The organism is Paenibacillus sp. OK060 (assembly GCF_900101205.1).
GTDB lineage: Bacteria > Bacillota > Bacilli > Paenibacillales > Paenibacillaceae > Paenibacillus > Paenibacillus marchantiae.
Window position 1 is genome coordinate 641,273 of the sequence record NZ_FNFR01000002.1, and the last position, 19,511, is coordinate 660,783.

At 44.8% G+C, this 19,511-nt stretch carries 20 protein-coding genes and 1 riboswitch; of the genes, 3 read left to right on the forward strand and 17 right to left on the reverse strand.

Translation table 11 applies throughout. From position 1 onward, the window contains the following. Positions 1–18: 18 nt before the first annotated feature. Together BLS14_RS09095 and pdhA are read right to left on the reverse strand one after the other, a co-directional pair. Complete coding sequence (locus BLS14_RS09095) at positions 19–996, reverse strand: alpha-ketoacid dehydrogenase subunit beta (protein ID WP_062325380.1); 978 nt, start codon at positions 994–996, stop codon at positions 19–21. A gap of 105 nt (positions 997–1,101) precedes the next feature. After that, on the reverse strand, positions 1,102–2,169 hold the full coding sequence (pdhA, locus tag BLS14_RS09100) for a pyruvate dehydrogenase (acetyl-transferring) E1 component subunit alpha (RefSeq protein ID WP_053780908.1): 1,068 nt from the start codon (positions 2,167–2,169) through the stop codon (positions 1,102–1,104). A gap of 255 nt (positions 2,170–2,424) precedes the next feature. Here pdhA and BLS14_RS09105 point away from each other — a divergent pair, with 255 nt between their 5' ends. Next, positions 2,425–3,159 (forward strand): alpha/beta hydrolase, encoded by a 735-nt coding sequence (locus BLS14_RS09105; RefSeq protein ID WP_090951194.1) that lies wholly within the window; start codon positions 2,425–2,427, stop codon positions 3,157–3,159. 158 nt (positions 3,160–3,317) lie between these two features. Here BLS14_RS09105 and BLS14_RS09110 read toward each other — a convergent pair whose 3' ends face one another. Both BLS14_RS09110 and BLS14_RS09115 read right to left on the reverse strand, forming a co-directional pair. Beyond that, a complete protein-coding gene (locus tag BLS14_RS09110) occupies positions 3,318–3,788 on the reverse strand; it encodes a low molecular weight protein-tyrosine-phosphatase (RefSeq protein WP_063562832.1) in 471 nt (156 codons plus the stop codon). Between the two features lies 1 nt (position 3,789). Further along, the gene (locus BLS14_RS09115) at positions 3,790–4,458 is read right to left on the reverse strand and encodes a trimeric intracellular cation channel family protein (protein ID WP_063563197.1); all 669 of its coding nucleotides are present in this window, start codon (positions 4,456–4,458) and stop codon (positions 3,790–3,792) included. Positions 4,459–4,645: 187 nt separating this feature from the next. Between BLS14_RS09115 and BLS14_RS09120 the strand changes: the two genes are divergently transcribed. Together BLS14_RS09120 and BLS14_RS09125 are read left to right on the forward strand one after the other, a co-directional pair. Beyond that, the gene (locus tag BLS14_RS09120; RefSeq protein ID WP_090951197.1) at positions 4,646–5,287 is read left to right on the forward strand and encodes a thiamine diphosphokinase; all 642 of its coding nucleotides are present in this window, start codon (positions 4,646–4,648) and stop codon (positions 5,285–5,287) included. A gap of 281 nt (positions 5,288–5,568) precedes the next feature. Further along, positions 5,569–6,069 (forward strand): C40 family peptidase, encoded by a 501-nt coding sequence (locus BLS14_RS09125; protein WP_053780904.1) that lies wholly within the window; start codon positions 5,569–5,571, stop codon positions 6,067–6,069. Between the two features lie 135 nt (positions 6,070–6,204). On the opposite strand, the gene BLS14_RS09130 is transcribed toward BLS14_RS09125, so the two are convergent. The 13 genes from BLS14_RS09130 to BLS14_RS09190 all read right to left on the reverse strand — a co-directional run bounded on the left by BLS14_RS09130 (position 6,205) and on the right by BLS14_RS09190 (position 19,510). Further along, positions 6,205–6,894: a winged helix-turn-helix domain-containing protein gene (locus BLS14_RS09130; RefSeq protein WP_090951200.1), complete on the reverse strand. Its 690-nt coding sequence runs from the start codon at positions 6,892–6,894 to the stop codon at positions 6,205–6,207. A 173-nt stretch (positions 6,895–7,067) separates the two neighbouring features. After that, positions 7,068–8,117, reverse strand: a complete 1,050-nt coding sequence (locus tag BLS14_RS09135) for a MoeB/ThiF family adenylyltransferase (RefSeq protein WP_063562835.1) — start codon at positions 8,115–8,117, stop codon at positions 7,068–7,070. After that, entirely contained in the window at positions 8,114–8,881 is a 768-nt protein-coding gene (locus tag BLS14_RS09140; RefSeq protein WP_079693923.1) for a thiazole synthase, read from the reverse strand. Before BLS14_RS09140 ends, BLS14_RS09135 begins: the two co-directional genes overlap by 4 nt. Before the next feature lie 3 nt (positions 8,882–8,884). Beyond that, complete coding sequence (gene thiS, locus BLS14_RS09145; protein WP_063562837.1) at positions 8,885–9,088, reverse strand: sulfur carrier protein ThiS; 204 nt, start codon at positions 9,086–9,088, stop codon at positions 8,885–8,887. Next, positions 9,085–10,314 carry a glycine oxidase ThiO gene (thiO, locus tag BLS14_RS09150; RefSeq protein ID WP_176854446.1) on the reverse strand — a complete coding sequence of 410 codons (1,230 nt, stop codon included), beginning with the start codon at positions 10,312–10,314 and terminating at the stop codon, positions 9,085–9,087. The genes thiS and thiO overlap by 4 nt, the downstream gene beginning before the upstream one ends. Positions 10,315–10,318: 4 nt before the next feature. Then, a complete protein-coding gene (locus BLS14_RS09155; RefSeq protein ID WP_176854448.1) occupies positions 10,319–10,936 on the reverse strand; it encodes a thiamine phosphate synthase in 618 nt (205 codons plus the stop codon). A gap of 291 nt (positions 10,937–11,227) precedes the next feature. Further along, positions 11,228–11,337: riboswitch (TPP riboswitch) on the reverse strand. A 133-nt stretch (positions 11,338–11,470) separates the two neighbouring features. Continuing rightward, on the reverse strand, positions 11,471–13,021 hold the full coding sequence (locus BLS14_RS09160) for an ABC-F family ATP-binding cassette domain-containing protein (protein WP_063562839.1): 1,551 nt from the start codon (positions 13,019–13,021) through the stop codon (positions 11,471–11,473). A gap of 132 nt (positions 13,022–13,153) precedes the next feature. After that, on the reverse strand, positions 13,154–14,137 hold the full coding sequence (locus BLS14_RS09165) for a hypothetical protein (RefSeq protein ID WP_090951209.1): 984 nt from the start codon (positions 14,135–14,137) through the stop codon (positions 13,154–13,156). After that, the gene (locus BLS14_RS09170; RefSeq protein ID WP_064637150.1) at positions 14,124–14,675 is read right to left on the reverse strand and encodes a hypothetical protein; all 552 of its coding nucleotides are present in this window, start codon (positions 14,673–14,675) and stop codon (positions 14,124–14,126) included. Before BLS14_RS09170 ends, BLS14_RS09165 begins: the two co-directional genes overlap by 14 nt. Continuing rightward, on the reverse strand, positions 14,672–15,070 hold the full coding sequence (locus BLS14_RS09175; RefSeq protein ID WP_090951211.1) for a hypothetical protein: 399 nt from the start codon (positions 15,068–15,070) through the stop codon (positions 14,672–14,674). The genes BLS14_RS09170 and BLS14_RS09175 overlap by 4 nt, the downstream gene beginning before the upstream one ends. 16 nt (positions 15,071–15,086) lie before the next feature. After that, positions 15,087–15,572, reverse strand: coding sequence for a hypothetical protein (locus BLS14_RS09180; RefSeq protein ID WP_063562843.1), 486 nt, complete (start codon positions 15,570–15,572; stop codon positions 15,087–15,089). 55 nt (positions 15,573–15,627) lie between these two features. Further along, positions 15,628–17,694 (reverse strand): hypothetical protein, encoded by a 2,067-nt coding sequence (locus tag BLS14_RS09185; protein WP_072733291.1) that lies wholly within the window; start codon positions 17,692–17,694, stop codon positions 15,628–15,630. Beyond that, complete coding sequence (locus BLS14_RS09190) at positions 17,684–19,510, reverse strand: P-loop NTPase family protein (RefSeq protein ID WP_090951213.1); 1,827 nt, start codon at positions 19,508–19,510, stop codon at positions 17,684–17,686. Before BLS14_RS09190 ends, BLS14_RS09185 begins: the two co-directional genes overlap by 11 nt. Between the last annotated feature and the right edge of the window lies 1 nt (position 19,511).

A 19,511-nucleotide genomic window follows, 5' to 3' on the forward strand; every position in this document is an offset into this window, starting at 1 on the left:
GCATGTCAGATGATTAAATTAGAAATTTACGACTTTGTTAACCGCAGCAACGATACGTGCTGGGTTAGGAAGCCATGTATCTTCGATTTGTGCAAATGGATATACAGTATCCGGACCAGCTACACGCAGAACCGGAGCTTCCAAGTGCAGGATTGCTTTTTCATTGATTTGTGCAATGACTTCAGCTGCAACACCTGCGCTCTTTTGAGCTTCCTGTACAACAATTGCACGGTTTGTTTTCTTAATAGAAGCAACGATAGTATCGATGTCGATCGGGCTAACCGTACGAAGGTCGATAACTTCAACTTTGATTCCTTGTTTTTCGAGCTCTTCTGCTGCTTTCACAGAAGTGTGAACCATCATACCGTAAGTAATGATCGTTACATCAGAACCTTCACGAACAACGTTCGCTTTGCCCAGCTCAACTGTGTAATCTTCTTCAGGTACTTCTGCACGGAATGCATGGTACAAGTTCAAGTGCTCCATGAAGAATACAGGGTCGTTGTCGCGAATAGAAGCGATCATAAGACCTTTTGCATCGTAAGGGTTAGAAGGTACTACCACTTTAATACCCGGAGTTTGCGTAAGCAAACCTTCAAGGGAATCTGTGTGCAATTCTGCCGCTTTTACACCGCCACCGAATGGTGTACGGAATACGATTGGAGAATTATATTTACCGCCGGAGCGGAAACGCATACGAGCTGCTTGAACTACCATTTGGTCAAGGGCTTCGAAGATAAAACCAACGAATTGGATCTCGGCAACCGGACGGAAACCTTGAACACCCAAACCAACAGCCAGACCGCCAATAGCGGACTCAGCGAGTGGAGTATCAAATACACGCTCTTCGCCAAACTCTTTTTGCAGACCTTCCGTTACACGGAAAACGCCGCCTACATTACCTACGTCTTCACCGAAAAGCAGAACGTTAGGATCACGTTTCAACTCAACGCGAAGCGCATCACGGATTGCTTCTTTCATGTTCATTTGTGCCATTTGCTTCATTTCCTCCTTAAACATTGACAGTTCACATTTGAATTCATACATGTATACCGGGACACCGGAACCCGTCCCGGATGTTTATGCTTTATCGGAAAAAACTTATTGGAAATCAGCTTTTTGCTCTTCCAAGTGCTTAGGCGTTTGTTCGAACATGCTGTCGATCAAGCCTGAAATCGTCATTTTCTCGGTTTTTTCCGCTTTTTTGATCTCTTCGTTCACTTTTGCTTTTGCTTCTTCTTTCACACGTGCTGTATCTTCTTCAGTCCACAGACCTTTTTTCTCCAGATATTTAGCAAAACGTGCGATTGGATCTTTAGCATTCCATTCAGCCTCTTCTTCTTTTGTACGATACTTGGAAGCATCGTCAGAAAGGGAGTGAGGACGGAAACGGTAAGTTACTGCTTCGATCAGAGTTGCGCCTTCGCCGTTACGACCACGTTCAGCAGCTTCCTGAACCGCTTTGATAACTGCGAAGATGTCCATACCATCAATTTTAACACCTTTGATACCTGCTGCTACCGCTTTGTGAGCGATGGACAGAGCTGCCGTTTGTTTAGCAAAAGGAGTTGTGATGGCATAACCATTGTTTTGTACGAAGAAAATAACAGGCAATTTGTAAACACCAGCGTAGTTCAGACCTTCATAGAAGTCACCTTCTGAAGAACCACCATCACCTGTGTACGTAATTACAACTTGTTTTTGTTTCTTCAATTTGTAACCCATAGCAATACCCATTGCGTGCAGGATTTGTGCACCAATGATGATTTGCGGCATCAATACATTAACGCCATCCGGAATTTGTCCACCATGTTGGTGTCCACGGGAGTACAGGAACGCTTGATAAAGAGGAAGTCCATGCCACACGAGTTGCGGAATGTCACGATAGCCAGGACATACAAAGTCTTCTTTTTCAATTGCAAATTCACTACCAACCATTGTAGCTTCTTGACCAGATACTGGAGCATAGAAACCAAGACGACCTTGACGGCCCAGGTTTACTGCACGGTCATCCCAAGTACGGGTAAATACCATGCGATACATAATTTCTTTTAATTGATCGTCGGAAAGCTTAGGCATCATGTCTTTGTTAACGATTTCGCCGTCAGGAGACAGCACGGACAGAGCTTCTACATCCTCCGTATATACTTCATAAGGAACCTTGCTCATTTTTTTCTTCACCTCAACAAAAAATTTGAATATCAAGTTCCGCTGTTATAATATTATTATACACCTGTTTCACTGCATACGTCAAAGATATCCGTAATTTTTTTATGTTTCCTTCCGGATTGTATGTATAACAGGGGCTTAATATTGGTATAACAGCATAATACATGTTTGCGTATTTGACCTATCCCCGCACAAGGTTAATCTTACCGTATTGCGCGGTCGAATGCAAAAATTAACCGAGAAAGGTGACGTTTTATGACGGATTCCCGCTATTTGAAACGCACGATTGTAAAGGAAGAGATTGAGAGCCGCTATCTCGGAGAGAAGCGCACATTACGAATTTATCTTCCCCCAGGCTATAACGAATTGTTATCTTACCCTGTCGTATATTGTCAGGACGGTGAAGAATTTTTCAACTTTGGACGTATCGCCACCACTGCCAACCGCATCATTCTCGACGAGGGAGCCGAACCTTTCATTATAGTAGGAGTTCAGGTTGAAGTGTCTGTAAGAACTCAGGAATACGCCCCTTTCGGCGATCGGTTCAAGGCGTATACCTCATGCTTCGCTGAAGAGATTATTCCCTATGTAGAAGAGAAATATCCTGTGCGCCGCTCTCCGCAGGAACGTGTTCTTGCCGGAGACTCACTGGGTGGCAGCGTTTCGCTTCATCTTGCTCTACTCTATCCAGACCTGTTTACACGTGTCATCAGCATGTCTGGAGCTTACTACTCCGCTTCCCAGGAAATCTACGCTGCAGCTGAAGACTTGTCCTGGTTATCGATCTGGATGATTGTTGGTTTGCAGGAGACTGCCTTTGAAGCCGATACCGGCACATATGATTTTGTTCAATTAAACCGGGATACCCGTGATTTGCTCGAAAAACGAGGTGCGCTTGTCTCCTATCAGGAGAAAGACGGGTATCACCAATGGGGATTCTGGCAGAACGAGCTGCCGGAAGCATTGCTTTACTTTCTTCAAGAAAATTAAATCGATTATTGAACAGGCGGCTGAAATGCCGCTTTTGTTTTACATTCACATGGTACCGCTTACATGAACGTTCAAAAAAGAAGCAGGCTCACCTGCTTGTCCGTTCCAGCTTCTTCTCTTGTATCACACAAGTCATTCCTAGAGAACATCACCGATTGTTATATCAAAGAATGTTCCTTTTCAATCCGATCCATCAACACGTCGCAGCCTGCATCAACCAGCCTGTATACTTCTTCAAAATTCCCCGTATAATACGGGTCGGGTACTTCACGGAGCGTCTCGTTCGGCAGCAGATCCATCATCTTGATAATTTCCGCATCCTCACCACCTGTTACACTTCTTACGTTAGCTGCGTTGGAATCATCCATGCATATAATGTAATCAAAATGTGTGAAGTCCGCACTCGCAAATTGTCTTGCCGCCATGTTGGCATAAGAAATTTGATATGAATCCAGCAATGATCGTGTCCCCTCATGCGGAGGTTTGCCAACATGCCAGTCTCCTGTACCTGCTGAGTCCACTGAAATCTGCTGATCAAGTCCTCTTTCACTCACTTTATGACGGAGGACAGCCTCAGCCATTGGTGAGCGGCATATGTTGCCTAAACATACAAACAAAACGTTAATCATGTTATTCCCCCTTACTCAAGGTGCGGTTAAGTGGCGCTGGTGCTGTCTGAGGTTTTACACTCTCCGTTTGTACCAGAGAACGACGAGGAAGCTTCCATTTATAATGAACAGAACACATTCGGAAGAACACAACTGCGGCGAAACATATTAACAGCCCAACGTTGGTTGTGAACCATCCCATACCTATGGCAAAACCAGCTGTTATTGCCCACACGGCATAAATTTCATCACGCAGTACCAATGGCTTCCTGCCAGCCAGCAGATCACGAATGATTCCTCCGCCTATACCGGTCATCACTGCGGCTACAATAACCGCACTAATGGGATGTCCCATATTGGCTGCGTATAACGCCCCTTGAATCGCAAATGCTGCAAGTCCAATCGCATCGAACAGCGCTTCTGTCCGCTTCCAGTGACCAATCCACTTAAGAGGTAGTACGAAAGCAATCGCTACAGATATAAGGGCGAGCATAATCAGCATTCCCTGGCTCCACAGCATCGTTACGGGTACACCAATGAGAACATTACGAATGACTCCGCCTCCAAATGCGGTCACGAGTCCCAGTACCAGTACACCCAAAATATCATATTCCTCTTCCATTGCCACGAAAGCGCCGGACATTGCAAATGCAATGGTACCTATAATGCTGAATACTTCAAAAATGTGCAAGTCCAACCTGTTCAAACCTCACTTTTCAAGTCATCTCCATGTTGCTCTACCCATTGTATCCGCGCATGCCGAAATTGTGCAACCACATTTTGTGGATTATACTGGTTTTGTGAATGATTTTTGCATCATTCTAACACCTTAATTAGAAGTGAATTGTTTCTTTATTGATTAGGAAGGATGAAATAGAATGACTAAGAAACGTATTGTTATTTTTACAGGGGGAAACCTCTCTCCTCAATTTCTAAAAGAAATCGGTAAGGATGACATCATTATCGCAGCTGATCGTGGGGCGTTGTTCTTAATAGAACATGGGATTCAACCACATATCGCAGTAGGTGATTTTGATTCCATTACCGAGCAGGAACGGGAGAAGGTACGAGATAACAGCGAACGGATAATCACCTGTGATCCTGTGCATAAGGATTTGACCGATACCGAGATGGCATTTGAAACAGCATTGGATCTTGAGCCTACTGACATTCTTATGTTGGGCGCAACGGGCACACGCATGGATCATACACTGGCTAACGTACATATTATGGTCCGCGCTATGCAGCATCATATTTCCTGTACTCTGCAGGATGAACACAATTATATGATGCTAACAACCTCCGAAGCTTTTGTGGAAGACCGTGGATATGAGTACATCTCCCTACTCCCACTTACTAATGAAGTAACAGGTATTACACTGGAAGGTTTCATGTACCCGCTAGATCAAGCCACTATACGCATGGGACAATCTTTGGGGATTAGCAACAAACTGCTCGGAAAGTTTGGCACCGTCTCAATCAATAGTGGGTTATTACTCATTATTCAGAGCAAAGATTAACCTTCTGCCTATACTTATTACGTTTTTGTAACCTATGATTTAGATTAAAAATAAGAGTATAAAACAACAAAGACCCTTGAATATCAAGGGTCTTTGTTGTTTTTGTAACATTCGAGCTTCGTCAATGATTAATTTTTTGACATTTTTAATGGTATTTTAATAAACAAACCCAAACCGTTGCGGCCCTAGGGAGAATCAGGTTCCATCCAATTTCTAGGCTGTTACAAAGCTGTTATACTCGCTCTAGCAACTAAACGAAAACGAATTTTGGAGGTACTCACATGAAAACAAACATCTTTGTCCAAAAGGCCGTAACCGTCGGGTTGTGCGCTACACTAGGTTTTGGAGCTGTATTAATGACTAATGCACCTGTCGCACAGGCAGCAAGCGCTTCTGTATCCACAGGACAACAAATCGTGAACTATGGTAAAACCTTTACAGGAACTCCATATAAATTTGGTGCGTCAACTTCTACAACCAAAAATTTTGACTGCTCTTCTTTTATGAAATACATCTTCAAAAAGTATGGTGTAGACCTGCCACGTACATCCGTTAAGCAATCCCAAGAAGGTGTAGCTGTTTCCAAAGCTAATCTGCAAGTGGGAGATCTCGTCTTCTTCTCCAGCGGTAGTCGCTCTACAGGCTCCAATATTACTCACGTAGGCGTATATGCAGGCGACGGAAAAGTTCTGCACACGTACGGATCACCAGGTGTAACTCTCTCCGACTTGAACTCGGGGAACTGGAAAAAAACATATATTAAAGCTCGCCGCGTACTGTAGCTCATATTCCGAAAATAACGAAGCGAGTGGGGCCGGATCTGATGATCCGGTCCTTTTATATTTACCCAATGAAGTTCTCTCTCCAAACAGGAGTAATGTGGAAAACAGACTCTAAATTTTTTGAGACGACCTCTTTTATTGGGTATGAAGCATATAACCGATGCCACGAACGGTATGAATTAATTTGACACTTCTCCCCTTATCCACCTTCACTCGTAAATGTTTGATATATACATCCACCACATTAGTATCCATTGCAAAATCATACCCCCACACTTCCCTTAAAATAACGCTCCGGGGACACGCCTCATTCACATGACGGGCCAAAAATTCCAGCAATTCGTATTCCTTCGGAGTTAATACCAGATATTCGCCTGCACGACTTACACGACGTGAACGAAGATTGACCTTGAGGTCATGTACTACAATGACTTCTTCATCTTCCTGTGAAGCATGCGAGAACACACGTAAAAGATTCCGTATTCTGGCCATCATCACATTACCGTGAATAGGTGCTTCCATCACATCATTAGCGCCGTAATCGAGTAATTCCACAATCAATTCAGGCGATATCTTGGGAGTTATCACAAGCAATGGGGAGGTGACACCTATGTGTATAAAAGACTCTAGTCCATTTTTCAGGGTATCTTCGTGACATCCTTCATTCATTAATATGATCATATTGAGATTCGTGAGTGTTAGTTCAGAAATACGGTTCAGATCTGTCCATTCCATTTGCTCGACTTGGTACCCTTCTGCACACAGTATGCCTTGAATAAAAGAAACCAGATCGCCCCTGCCAACCAGTAATATGGATGTTTTCATTTTTTCACCCGGCCTGTCTTGTACGCTGCTACATTTGTTGATTTAAACTACACTTGGTCTCGACATCCTTGTGACCACTGTGCATCGCAGCATTGTTGTATGTTTATCATGCCGTAAAATGAAAAAGTCCATTCCCGGAAGGAACGGACGCGGAACATTCATTTGATTTTTCTCTAACCAAAGTACCGGTGAACCAGCGTACGCGCCTCTGCCGTGTCTTTTGTTCCATGAACAAGGACACGACCATCCTGAAAAATGACCATCCTGTGCGCTCCTGTTGTAAAAGAAACCAAAAATGGATTAACCTCCACTTTGCCTTCATCCAACTTGCCGAGACGATCAGCCGTATGTTGTAAATCCAGATTCATCCGCCGTGAAGGGCGAATCTGTACCGTATCCCTACCACATAATACGTCTGTTTTTTCCAGGTTTGAGGCAGAGAGGTACGGATAGTTAGCCTTTACTCCGCAGGAAGGACAATCTTCTTTTCGGGCACCGTCGACGTTAATGGATATGTATTCATTTCTCCACACATCGAATGATAACAACTTGCGTCTCAGTGCACCTGAATTACCACTGAGAAGCTTCATCGCTTCGGCAGTCTGATTAGCCGTAACCATCTGCACCGCCTGAGGGATTATGCCTGACGTATCACAGGTATCCCCACCTAACGGAACCTCACCCAACAAGCAGTTTAAACAAGGCGTTTCTCCAGGCAGAAACGTGTAGGTAATTCCATAACTGCCCACACATCCGCCATAAATCCACGGAATACGATACTTCTGAGACATATCATTTATTAATAGCCGGGTATCAAAATTATCTGTTGCATCCATGATCAAGTCTGCGTTCTGAACCAGTTCTTCCAGTTCATCTACTCTGACGTCCATCACTTTGCCTACAACCTCAACGTTAGAATTAATGTCAGATAGGCGCTTCTTCGCTGCCATCGCTTTGGGCATTCGCTGAATGGCGTCTTGCTCAATATATAATTGCTGTCGTTGTAGGTTGCTCCACTCCACATAGTCACGATCTGCAATAGTAATATGGCCAATTCCTGAACGTACCAATGTTTCCGCAATACCCGTACCAAGCGCGCCCGCTCCAACAATTAATACTTTGCTGTTATTCAATCTATGCTGACCTTCCTTACCGATAGGTGCATACCGTTCCTGTCTGGAATAGCGGTCTCCCTGTTCAGAAGATCGTGTCTGATTAGTCATGTATGAACCATTCCTTCCGCCGGACTACTCGCTGCTGCATAGCGCTTAACGGGAATCATGCCTGCCTCATAAGCCAGTCTGCCTGCTTCAACCCCCATTCGCATTGCCTTCGCCATCTTCACCGGATCTCCGGATCCGGAGACAGCCGTATTCAACAATACACCGTCAGCTCCCAGCTCCATCGCATGAGCAGCATCTTTAGGTGCTCGAAGTCCTGCATCCACAATAACAGGAACGACGGCTTGTTCAATAATAATCTCCAGATTATAGGGATTAATAATTCCTCTCCCTGCCCCTATGGGTGAAGCCCCAGGCATAACAGCATGTACGCCGAGTAGTTGCAATCGCTTGGCCAGAATAACATCGTCTGAGATATAAGGCAGTACCGTAAAGCCCTTTTCAAGCAAGATCTCGCAAGCTTTATAGGTTTCAATTGGGTCAGGAAGTAATGTGATTCCATCGCCGATAACTTCTACTTTTATCATATCACAAAGTCCTGAAGCCCGAGCTAGTTCAGCGATTCGCACAGCTTCCTCTGCTGTTGCAGCACCCGCTGTATTGGGAAGCAGGGTATACCTTTTCAAGTCCAGTGTGTCCAGAAAGTGCTGTTTGTTCCGATCTTCCAGATTCAAACGCCGAACCGCGAACGTTAATACATCCGTACCTGAAGCCTCAACCGCCTGACTCTGCACTTCCAAGTCCGAAAATTTGCCTGTACCCAGCAGCAATCTAGATTCAAACGTATAATTTCCAATCCTCAGCATAATTCAACCGCCTCCCACAAAATGTACAATTTCAATTCGGTCTCCGTCTCTTAACGCCGTCGTTTCATGATATTCCCGCGTTAAAATTTGACGATTCAATTCAACCACGACGGTTTTTACTTGCAAATTAAATGAATGGAGCAATTTGTCTACACGATTTAAGCTATCTTCAATTTGCATGGTTTGTCCGTTGACAATGATGTTCACTGCAACATCTCCTTTATGTTCAAACGTTCTGGACAAAGGTCCTGAATCCCCAGTTCTTCCGAAGTTTTGCCACAAATCAAGTCAGCCATGAGGCTGCCTGTAATCGCACTAAGCAATATGCCGTTACGATAATGTCCAAAAGCAGCGAATAAACCCGGTACACTATCACAAGCCCCCACATAGGGCAATCCATCTGGAGTCGAAGGACGGACACCAGCCCACGCTCGGATAAAATGTGCTTCCTTCATGCCAGGTACCCAGTTTGTTGCAGCTGCAAGCAGCTTCTGAATGCCTTGTACCGAAACTTTCATGTCTGTTCTTCCAGGAAGGCTTGTTGCACCGATCCATACTTCTCCATTGGCTTTGGGAACAATATATATATCCTCTGCATACACCGTTTTGTCTGGCCTGTACCCGGCATGGTGGGGAGAAAACTGCACGGCTGCAATCTCCCCCTTTACTGGTAAAACAGGCGATTTCAGACCCACATGTCTCATCAATTCTTCACCATGTAACCCTGTAGCAATAATGACATTTCTCGATGTCATCGTTCCTATTGAAGTCTCGATCCCTTGCACTCCATTCACATCAGTATGCAAACGGACATCCTGTACACCTTCCATCACCCTTGCACCCATGGCTTGAGCAGATCTGACATAAGCCTGCGTTAAGTTGACAGGAAGAACCTCGCTCTCGGAAGGTCTGTAATATGCTCCATACGTATCCCTGTTTAACCATGATGCTTCCTGCTGGACAGCGACACGATCCCACCAAATATGTTCTGTAGATAAGGTAGACGATCGATTATTTTTGTAACTGTTGACTTCACTGTATGAACGAAAAGGAGTAATAAAGCCATGCTGTTGCAGCCCCATTTCCACTCCGCTAAGCGAACTTATCCGTTCCTTCTGCTCATGAAGCAAAGCTCTGCTCTGCCTTGCAAGCTTTGCCATTACAGCATGAGTGAATTCCTCACTATCAGCAGCAAGCATGCCTGCGGCTGCACAGGAAGTTCCCCCAGCGAGCCGCGCCCGCTCAACCAGAAGAACGTCATGGCCTCGAGTAGCGAGTTCACATGCGATGGCACAACCGATAACTCCTCCACCTACAATAATGGTTTCTGCATGAAGCTTGCCTCGAACTTCCGCTCCAACTTTACTTCCCGAAACTATTCCTGGATGATAGCCTGAACGATTCCTGCTTCGACTTCTTGCTTCCTCTCTCAAGATCTCATCTCCTTGGTTCGGCGTACTTGTCTGAATCCGTGATCGCCTGTCGCAATGAAGCGGCAGCTAGTTCCGGCTTATCGGTCGTCCAAATCGTAGAAATCACAGCGGCTCCTCTAGCACCAGCAGTTCGAATGGCAGCAATATTTTCAGGTCTTATCCCGCCAATCGCGATCACGGGAATCGAAACATTAGAGCATACCTCAGCCAACGCACTTAGCCCTCTGGGTTCGCAATTCGGTTTACTATTTGAAGCATAGACATGCCCATAAAAGAGATAATCCGCTCCCTGTTTTTCTGCAACTTTTGCTTCTTCCAGAGAATGAACCGATATGCCTACGCGCAGCCGATCGACTGTCCTCAACTCATCCTTATCATAGCTGTGAATAACTGCTTGACCCCAATGCACACCACCAATTGAAGCATGTTGATCCAGCTGATCTGAGCCATTCATAATGATTCGGTCAGATGGAACACCTTGTGTTTTTAGACCTTGCGCCCAATACATCTGTTCTTCAAGGGTCAGCTTTTTTTCCCGAATGTGGATATAATCGACCCACCGCCATATACCCTTAGCAATATTCAGAAAAGAGCCCAAGTCTCCTGTACCTGGTGAAACCACATGCAGTTCGAATGATCTTGTTATTACATGTTCGTGGAAGATTACCGTCCTATTCGCCCTCCTCTTGCATGATTTAAGCTGATATACAACAACAAAAAAGCCACTCCCGTAGGGGAGTGGCCACGAATTTAAAATTCATGGATCAACTGAATGACTGTCGCATGCAATTACACTATACATAACGCATAACAACTATAGAAACCATCCATAGTCGCAACGCTGTATACATAGAACTGCATGATTCATCTTGCAGGCCATATCGCAAAGTCAACGATAAAGCTCTTTGTCATTAGCTGAAACGCGCCACTTCCCTACGCTGGTATGATCCAGATCAGGTACAAAGGGTCCGGAATCGCATTCTTCCATCTCAGCCGCATCGTGCGGCCCCCCTAGTGTTCATATGAAGCTGTAGCCTATGTTACCATAGACACCTTTTTTTGTCACCGTACATTTCCATGAATTACGTTGTTCACCATTGCTGAAATCATGTAGTTAACGAAGTTGCTGTTTCTGGTGCGAAGAATTTCGTAGAAACTATTGTTTGTCGGACCAAGCTTCAACATCCCACGTTTTGGTTACCCAACCTTCATAAAATTCAGGTTCATGGGATACGAGCAGCACGGTACCCTTGAATTCCTGCAGGGCACGTTTCAGCTCTGCTTTTGCGGTTACATCCAAATGGTTTGTGGGCTCATCGAACAAAATCCAGTTACTTTCACGCATCAGAAGCTTACATAAACGAACCTTGGCTTGTTCACCACCACTAAGTGCGTTAAGCGGGCGGGTGATATGCTCATTTTTTAATCCACAACGTGCGAGATGGCCCCGGACTTCATTCTGTGTCAGATGAGAAAACTCATTCCACACATCTTCGATCGGGGTAATATTACCTGCACGTACTTCCTGTTCGAAATAAGCTGTTTCCAGATAGTCCCCCAAGAAAGTCTTACCGCTAATTGGTGGGATTTTCCCCAAGATCGTCTTGAGCAGTGTGGATTTACCTACACCGTTACATCCAACAATGGCAATTTTCTCGCCACGCTCAATCGTCATCGTCATTTTAGGCAATAATGCATATGAATATCCGATTTCAAAATCAATACCCTCAAAGACGGTTTTACTACTCGCCCGGGCATCCTTGAATTTGAATGTGGGTTTGGCCGCTTCGTCTGGACGATCAATCCGTTCAATCTTGCCGAGCTGCTTCTCACGGCTCTTGGCACGACCGGAAGTGGAAGCGCGGGCTTTGTTCCGCTGAATGAAATCTTCCTGCTTCTTGATAAACTCCTGCTGTTTCTCATAAGCATCAATATGTTGCGCCTTATTCATGTCGGCCATTTCAAGGAATTTGTTATAGTTCGCTGCATAACGCGTCAACTTGGCAAATTCCAGATGATAAATAACGTTAACGACCTCATTCATAAACTCTGTATCATGCGAAATCAGAATAAACGCATACGGGTAATCCTTCAGGTAACGCGTCAGCCATTCAATGTGTTCCACATCGAGATAGTTCGTCGGCTCATCCAACAAAAGAGCTGTGGGTTTCTCCAGTAAAAGCTTGGCAAGCAATACCTTCGTACGCTGACCACCACTAAGCGCGGCCACATCACGATCTAGACCGATGGCGGACAATCCAAGTCCATTCGCCATCTCTTCCACTTTCACATCGATCAGATAAAAATCACCTTGCTCCAATTGCTCTTGAATGTCACCCATTTCTTCCAGCAACAATTCGAGCTTGTCCGGATCGGCGTCTGCCATCTGATCCGTAATAGACATCATTTCTTTTTCCAACTCAAGCAAGGGCAGGAACGCATCCTTAAGCACATCACGAATCGTTTTTCCAGGCGTGAGCTTGGTATGCTGATCCAGATATCCATAACGAACTTTGGGGGTCCATTCGACCTTCCCTTCGTCCTTTAACAATTTCCCGGTAAGAATGTTCATCAGTGTGGACTTACCCACACCATTTGCACCAACAAGACCTACACGCTCTCCGGCAAGTAAACGAAAAGATACATTTTTAAATAACGTGCGGTCTCCAAAATTGTGACTCACGTTCTCTACTGACAATAAACTCATAAGATGAGGTTGCTCCTATCTATTGGACATTACTATCGTTCCGAAACCCTATTTTAGCACAGGTGTCGCCTTTTCTGAAAGTAATGTAAACATCTCATGCAACCTCGCTTTTATATTACAAACAAACTGCCTTTAATTTATGGAACAGTTATACTCAAAATAACCTTGTGCTGCCGCTTGTTTGGCATTTGTAAACACTTCTTCGGCTCTGTAACCATTGCTACATGTGGAAGGGTAATAGTATTTAATTCCACTTACAGGATCAACTCCGCCAACGATCGCTGTTTTCTTCACCAGTCTGCCACCACCAATGGCATAATTGTTAATCTTTTGGTTACCTACAGGTATTCCCTGAATAAACGCCATCAGCCCCGTATCATTAATCGAATTGTACCAGTCTTCCTGAGAAATCAAAGGCATGGTAAAGGTGTAGGAAACACCATTCCTTCTTGCAAACTCATTATGCCGGTTAATAACATCTGCCAAATCTTCCTGCACACTTGTCACGATCCGGCCTCGTCTGACCTGCTCAAACGTCTCGGCATTCTGAAGCAGAGGGATTTGTGTGCTGGAGGCCAGTTCTTTCTGGAAACCCTCAACCCACATGCGCAAGCCTGCATCATAGGCATACACATACCCATCGAGTGTGAAGTTAATACTGCTACCATTTGAATCAGAATATGTATAGGGCTTTTTAGGACTCCAAACTTGCCGGAATGAATCTTCAAGATCACCTGTCATCTCAGTTTCGTTCGCCAAAATGTAATAACCATCATAATCCAGCACGACCATTGCAGGAATGTAATTAAACATGGCCCGTATAGCAGCAGGATCATCCTGAATCCCCATATTTAGCGCCAGTGTTTGGGTAAAGGTAGTCAAGGCAAGCTCTTTGTCCGCTTTTACAAATTTGGTCGAATCATACCCTGCTTCATCGTCTTGCTTCTCATTTTGATGCATCACAGCCCCTGCATCCAGTACAGCAGTCTGAAGTGCCATCTTATATTGATTGCTTAAATATTGAGCCTCTTGGGCATTGTCTGTATTGTGAGAAATAACCCAGAATATAGGTAAAAATATAAGCACAAACACAATAGAAAGATCAGTAATCTTCATTGAGCACCATACCCCCATATGTGGTAAACACGGCTGCAGCCTGTGCAGACCCGTTCAACCACTCACGAATCAACATGGCAGGTGTGCGATTGGTATTTTTGACGGTTACAGTGAAGAAATCCCCCATTGCCAGTGTATATCTGCGCCCAGGATCGTCTAAAGCTAGCACACCGGACGAAGGAAACAGCTTTGCTTTAATTTGGGCTGAATAATAGCCATCTTGTACGGTTTCATAGGTGCCAGAAAATGTGCTCTGATCCATCGGATCTGAGTAATGAGGAACATATTTTTTGTGCAAATGCTCCATGGAAATCTCATAGGCATTCCCCGTTCGGGCCATCTGTTCTTCGAATTCTGTATACATGACAGGGGAAATGTATCCCTTTGTTCTGACTGCATCAACAAAACGGGTAACCGTCTGAACAACGGTCATGCGTGCCATGTCATCCTGTCGATCTGCAGTCTCTGCTGCCGGATATACATAAAGCAAAATCACTGCCAGCAAAACAGCAAGCAGCTTGGACGCAGCGTTAATCAAGGTGTACTGGCCTCCTTCCAAAATGCAATCTTCAGCAGTTCGCCAGCCTCACTTCTTATGAACTCAGGTCTATACGAAGCAGCAAGCTGGACAGGAATGGTTCCTCTTCTGTTTACAAGGGGATCAATGACATATGCAATCCCGTCCACCTCCACGCTGACCGTTGTCCCTGTCATTTGCCTCACAGTGTGTAACACTTGCGCACCACTATAACGGATTGGCTCACTTATACGCAGAGTGGTATTCAGCCGTCCTTCCATGTCTGCTGTTGTCTGCACCAAGTGATTCAAAGCGTCTGAAAGAACCCGAACATTCTGCTGCCCGTACAGGCAGGCTGTCACAAATAGGACAACCGCCGTACAGAACAACATGAGCTGCTGTGTATTCTGGGACATGTTAAACCAACTCCTGTCAGGATTGCTGGAAAATAAGCCCTCTTACCACATTGGATCTGTCTTTTACGATAATTGCTTTGAATTTACCACTTGGATTGACATATTGGTTGTCTTTTTCACTCATAGTTTGATTAATAATACCTACTTTATCATCTGGAGAAATCACTGAACCGTAATCTGCGTTATTGAGATCCTGGGATATGTTCAACTGATTGCCATACCATTGACCCCCCTTGTTTTTACCTGTAATAACTTGAATACCGAACTGATCCTTGTCCGCATATTTACGCAACGCGTTTGTGACTTGTGATCCGCTAATGGTTGTTCCGTCATACACGGTAAATGCAGCTTGGGACAACTCGGTCTGGATATCGGCAAAATTGTTCTGTGCCGTTTTGGTTGCCTCCTGAGCCGAAATAAACAATAGAACCACAATCGTAATAAGGGCGATGGTCAGAAAGATGCCTGCTGCCACCTTTAAAGCACTTGATGCATTGTTCATGATAAATCCTCCTATATCGTTTTTAATTTATTTCAGACTGTGACGTACATGGTCGTTACAGTTTCTGAATCTGTTCATAATAAATGTTCATTTGAAGGAAACTCATGCCTACCAGCGGAATGACCAGATAGAGGAAGATCAGGGCATACATCGGTGTAAACCCGATCATTCTTCCCCATGATGCTTTAACATCAATCATCTTGGTGTATTCCTGCTTCCGTTGTTCAAAATAAAAGGCCATCATACTATCCAGATCATCAAATGCCTCTCGAATCGAAATTTTCCCAAGTGCAAGTTGCAGTTTTTCAACCAAACGCTGAAATTCAGGCAGACCTGCATCTTCTTTCAATTGTTCAAGTGCATGCTCCGGCCCATGTTCAAAGTGCAACAGACATTTTTGCAGTGGTCTTTTGAAAATAACAGCAAAGCGATTGAGCCATTCCAGTATTTCCTCTACAGACATACGGTCCATCTCTCGCAAGATTGAGATAACCGTCTGAAACTGATAGATTTCATGCCTCATGTCCATGCTTCTCATCTTGCGCTGGAACATCATGAGCCAGATCGGCATGTGATAACCCGCTAAACCTATCATCATTGCAATAATTAACTCCCACCAGTGGAGATATTGCTTGTTGTAACCTTCCAGCTTCTGCAGGATGCGTGCGATAGTTTCAGTCTGTGCATCATGCTCCAGTGGAACGGGATTTACGGACTGCAATGCATTGGATATCTCATCAAAAGTTGCTCCTCGCTTCATTTCGATGCGCTCGAGTACAGCTTGATCCAAGCTTGTCTTCTCGGTAGCCTGCTTCAACTCCGCCTCTCCCATCGCGCCAAACATCCGGTCATCTCTCACAGGATCATGTAAAATATGATTTCGTTCAACCTGATGCAGCAGAAAGACACATCCAATGGTCAGCACAAAACAACTTACAAATAACATCAGCCTTCGTATCGCCAGCCATTCATATTTCAGTTCCGAGCTACTTTCCCGCATCAGTCTTACGGTTTGACTGTAATTGGTACTGCCAGGTTTGGCCACGAACAACATCGCGACTTTACGAATGAACGTCTGCCTGTATAGGAACTGATCGATTCTGGAGTGTTTGCGCCCTGTCCGATAGCGGGTTTCATCATATTGCTGAAGTCTTTGCAAAAGCAGGTAGGCAAGTATGATAATGACATAGATCGATATTTTGGTTACAAACCCGATTTTGCTGCGATAAAATTCATCCATAGTCGGAAAACTTCCTCTGGCCCAACGTTCGATTGGAGCTGTGAATAGAACGGGGGCCAGGGCGATGATATTCAACCCTTTTAACAGATAGTCCAATTTGTCCCGCCGCAAAATCTCCAGATGAATTTCCTGTGTCAGATTCCCCAAGCCTTTCAAGTAAATCGAACCCTGTGCTCTATCTTTATCCCCGAACTCCATCACCATATATGAAATACCGGCAAAACCTTTAAGAAAGCGATTTGGCGCAATCTCATAGTACCGTTCCAAAGCTTCGTTCGGATCCGGAGAAGTCAATGCTTCATAGATCAACAGCACTTGCTCGGCAGCCTCTCCTTTACCTGCTTCCGCTGCTTCATAAAGTGCCTCCTCTACCATTCCATGCTGATGATACCGATGTCTCACGTCGGCAAACAGGTCCAGCATCTGTACCAACAGTCGCTTCTCCATACGATTCAGACACATATCCAGTACAAGGCTGTTTAGAACTACAGCGCAGAGTACCGACAATATAACAAAGGCGATACCCGGCTGCATAAGGAAAAGGATTACACTGATACTCCCGTATCCTCCGAAGATAATTAGAACCACGTTCATAGTCATTCGTCTTAATGCTGGTTCGTCGCCGACATGCCGGAATGAGATTCGTTTCTGTACTTGTAAAATATAAGCAGAGAATAGCGGCACTTTCATGCCCCACCGATAAGACTGTAACAGGACCGAACCCCACCGCAGCGTACGAGTTCCGTTTAGCGTAGCAATCCCGATAGATTTACTTGCATTGTCTCCTCCTCTGTGACGTAACAGGTTCAGTACAAGTAGCGTGATTATCAGGCCACCTGCACATATCCCCAACACCAACAAAAGAGCTATCTTAACGGTCATAGGTATCACCCCAATGTTGCTTGATGAACTGTTCGAACAGCGCAGCGTCCTGCAGTGTCATCTGATCCCGCATATCCGTAATGCTTCCTATGGAGATCGGAGCTGTGATGACGTAATTGCCATCCTTGTACTCGATCACATTGCGAAACGTAAATCCCGCCCGTTCCTCCACGCTATCCCCTTTATTCGCACGTGGCAGACACTCCGTAATTCGTTCGATATATCTTCGTCCCTCTGCGTCCTTTTTCATATGTACATCGAAATTAATGACACTTACTACTTGCTCCTCGGCAATATGTTCATGTTGGAACATACCTGTTTTGAGCAGTGAATTACGGAGGGAGAAAACCAAATCACGAAACGTTTTGGCATGATGGGTAAACAGGGTGAACAGACTGGCAACCTGGGACATCTGAATCATCCATGCGGCTACTTCGTCACTTGCGACCTCACCGAGAATATTTACAGTACCATCCGTCTTTTTCTGTAAGTCCAGTCCCTGTTGACCTGAGATGTGCTCCGTCTCCCGGAAGCTTAGTATGTTACGCCGACTGTATATACGCCGAAGCTGTAACTCGAAAGCCATCTCCTGTACACGCAGGGTATACGAAGCGTAAATATGCTTCACCATTGCCATAAGTAGTGTCGTTTTACCCGATCCCTGTGCTCCTGTTACAGCTGTGATTCGACTGCCTTTCATCAAATATTGCAGCAAAGTGATTGGCAGATCTGCGTTGTTACCAGTAATCAACTGTTCCAGTGAAGCATTGGGAATATCAAATTTCCGGACAAAGAATGCCCATGATTCGGCAAAGGGAGGACGCACAACAACGACACGTGATCCATCCTTCATCTCGTTCACCTTGTATCCATTTGCTTCCGAAAGCTGTCCCGGATAGTTGTATTTATAAATATTTTGACATACCCTCTTCAGTTCACGGATATTGCCAAACGACAGGAAAGACAGATGAATGGACTTACCTTTATAGAAAATCCAGACACTTTCCATTCCAGTAAGTGGTTCTTCAAGGGGAGCATCTTCAAGTCCATCTGTGAGCAGATCATTCCACGAAGCTGGCTGCCGTAGCCCCATATCCTGAAGGGCATCCAACATGCCACTTACACCACCACTAACGCCATCTATTCGTTGATCTCTTATTTCATCAACCACCGAGAAGCCTTTGTAATGCTGGTAAATGCGTTGAACAATGATATCCGTTTTTTCTCTGAAGCCAAGCTCTCTATACTCACACTCAAAAACATACCGGATGTCCTCCTGGGAGATATAGTAACTTCCTCCGTCGTCTGCACCTTCACTCGGCCTCAATCTGCCAAGATCATAAGTGTCAATCATGCGTGACAGGGCATCAACACCAAATTGCTGCCGGTATAGATAAAACACAATTTCGAATTGATCCTGAACCGTCAGTAACTCAGTGTCTCCGAAATAAATGACCTCATCGATATTTGACTTATTCAGTCCTATACTGCGAGTAAGCAGATCACCTATCAGATTTTTGACATATGTTTTGTCACTAATGCTTCCTGATACACAACCTTTAAGCGCCTTGCGCATCTCAGCACGCTGATTGATTCTTCGGCGATATTCTTCTTCATGCAATCCTGCATCAGCAAGTTGACTATGACTAAGCTCATGAAGCGAGTTCTTTACTTTCTCTGTCAGCACTTCAATCGTGAAGGATTCGCGCTCAGGAGCACGGTTATTTTTTTCACGATGGGAAGCTCTGTATTTGAACCAAACATACGCAAGACATAACAACAAAATTAAAATTAACCATAGGGTATTCCAGAGCATC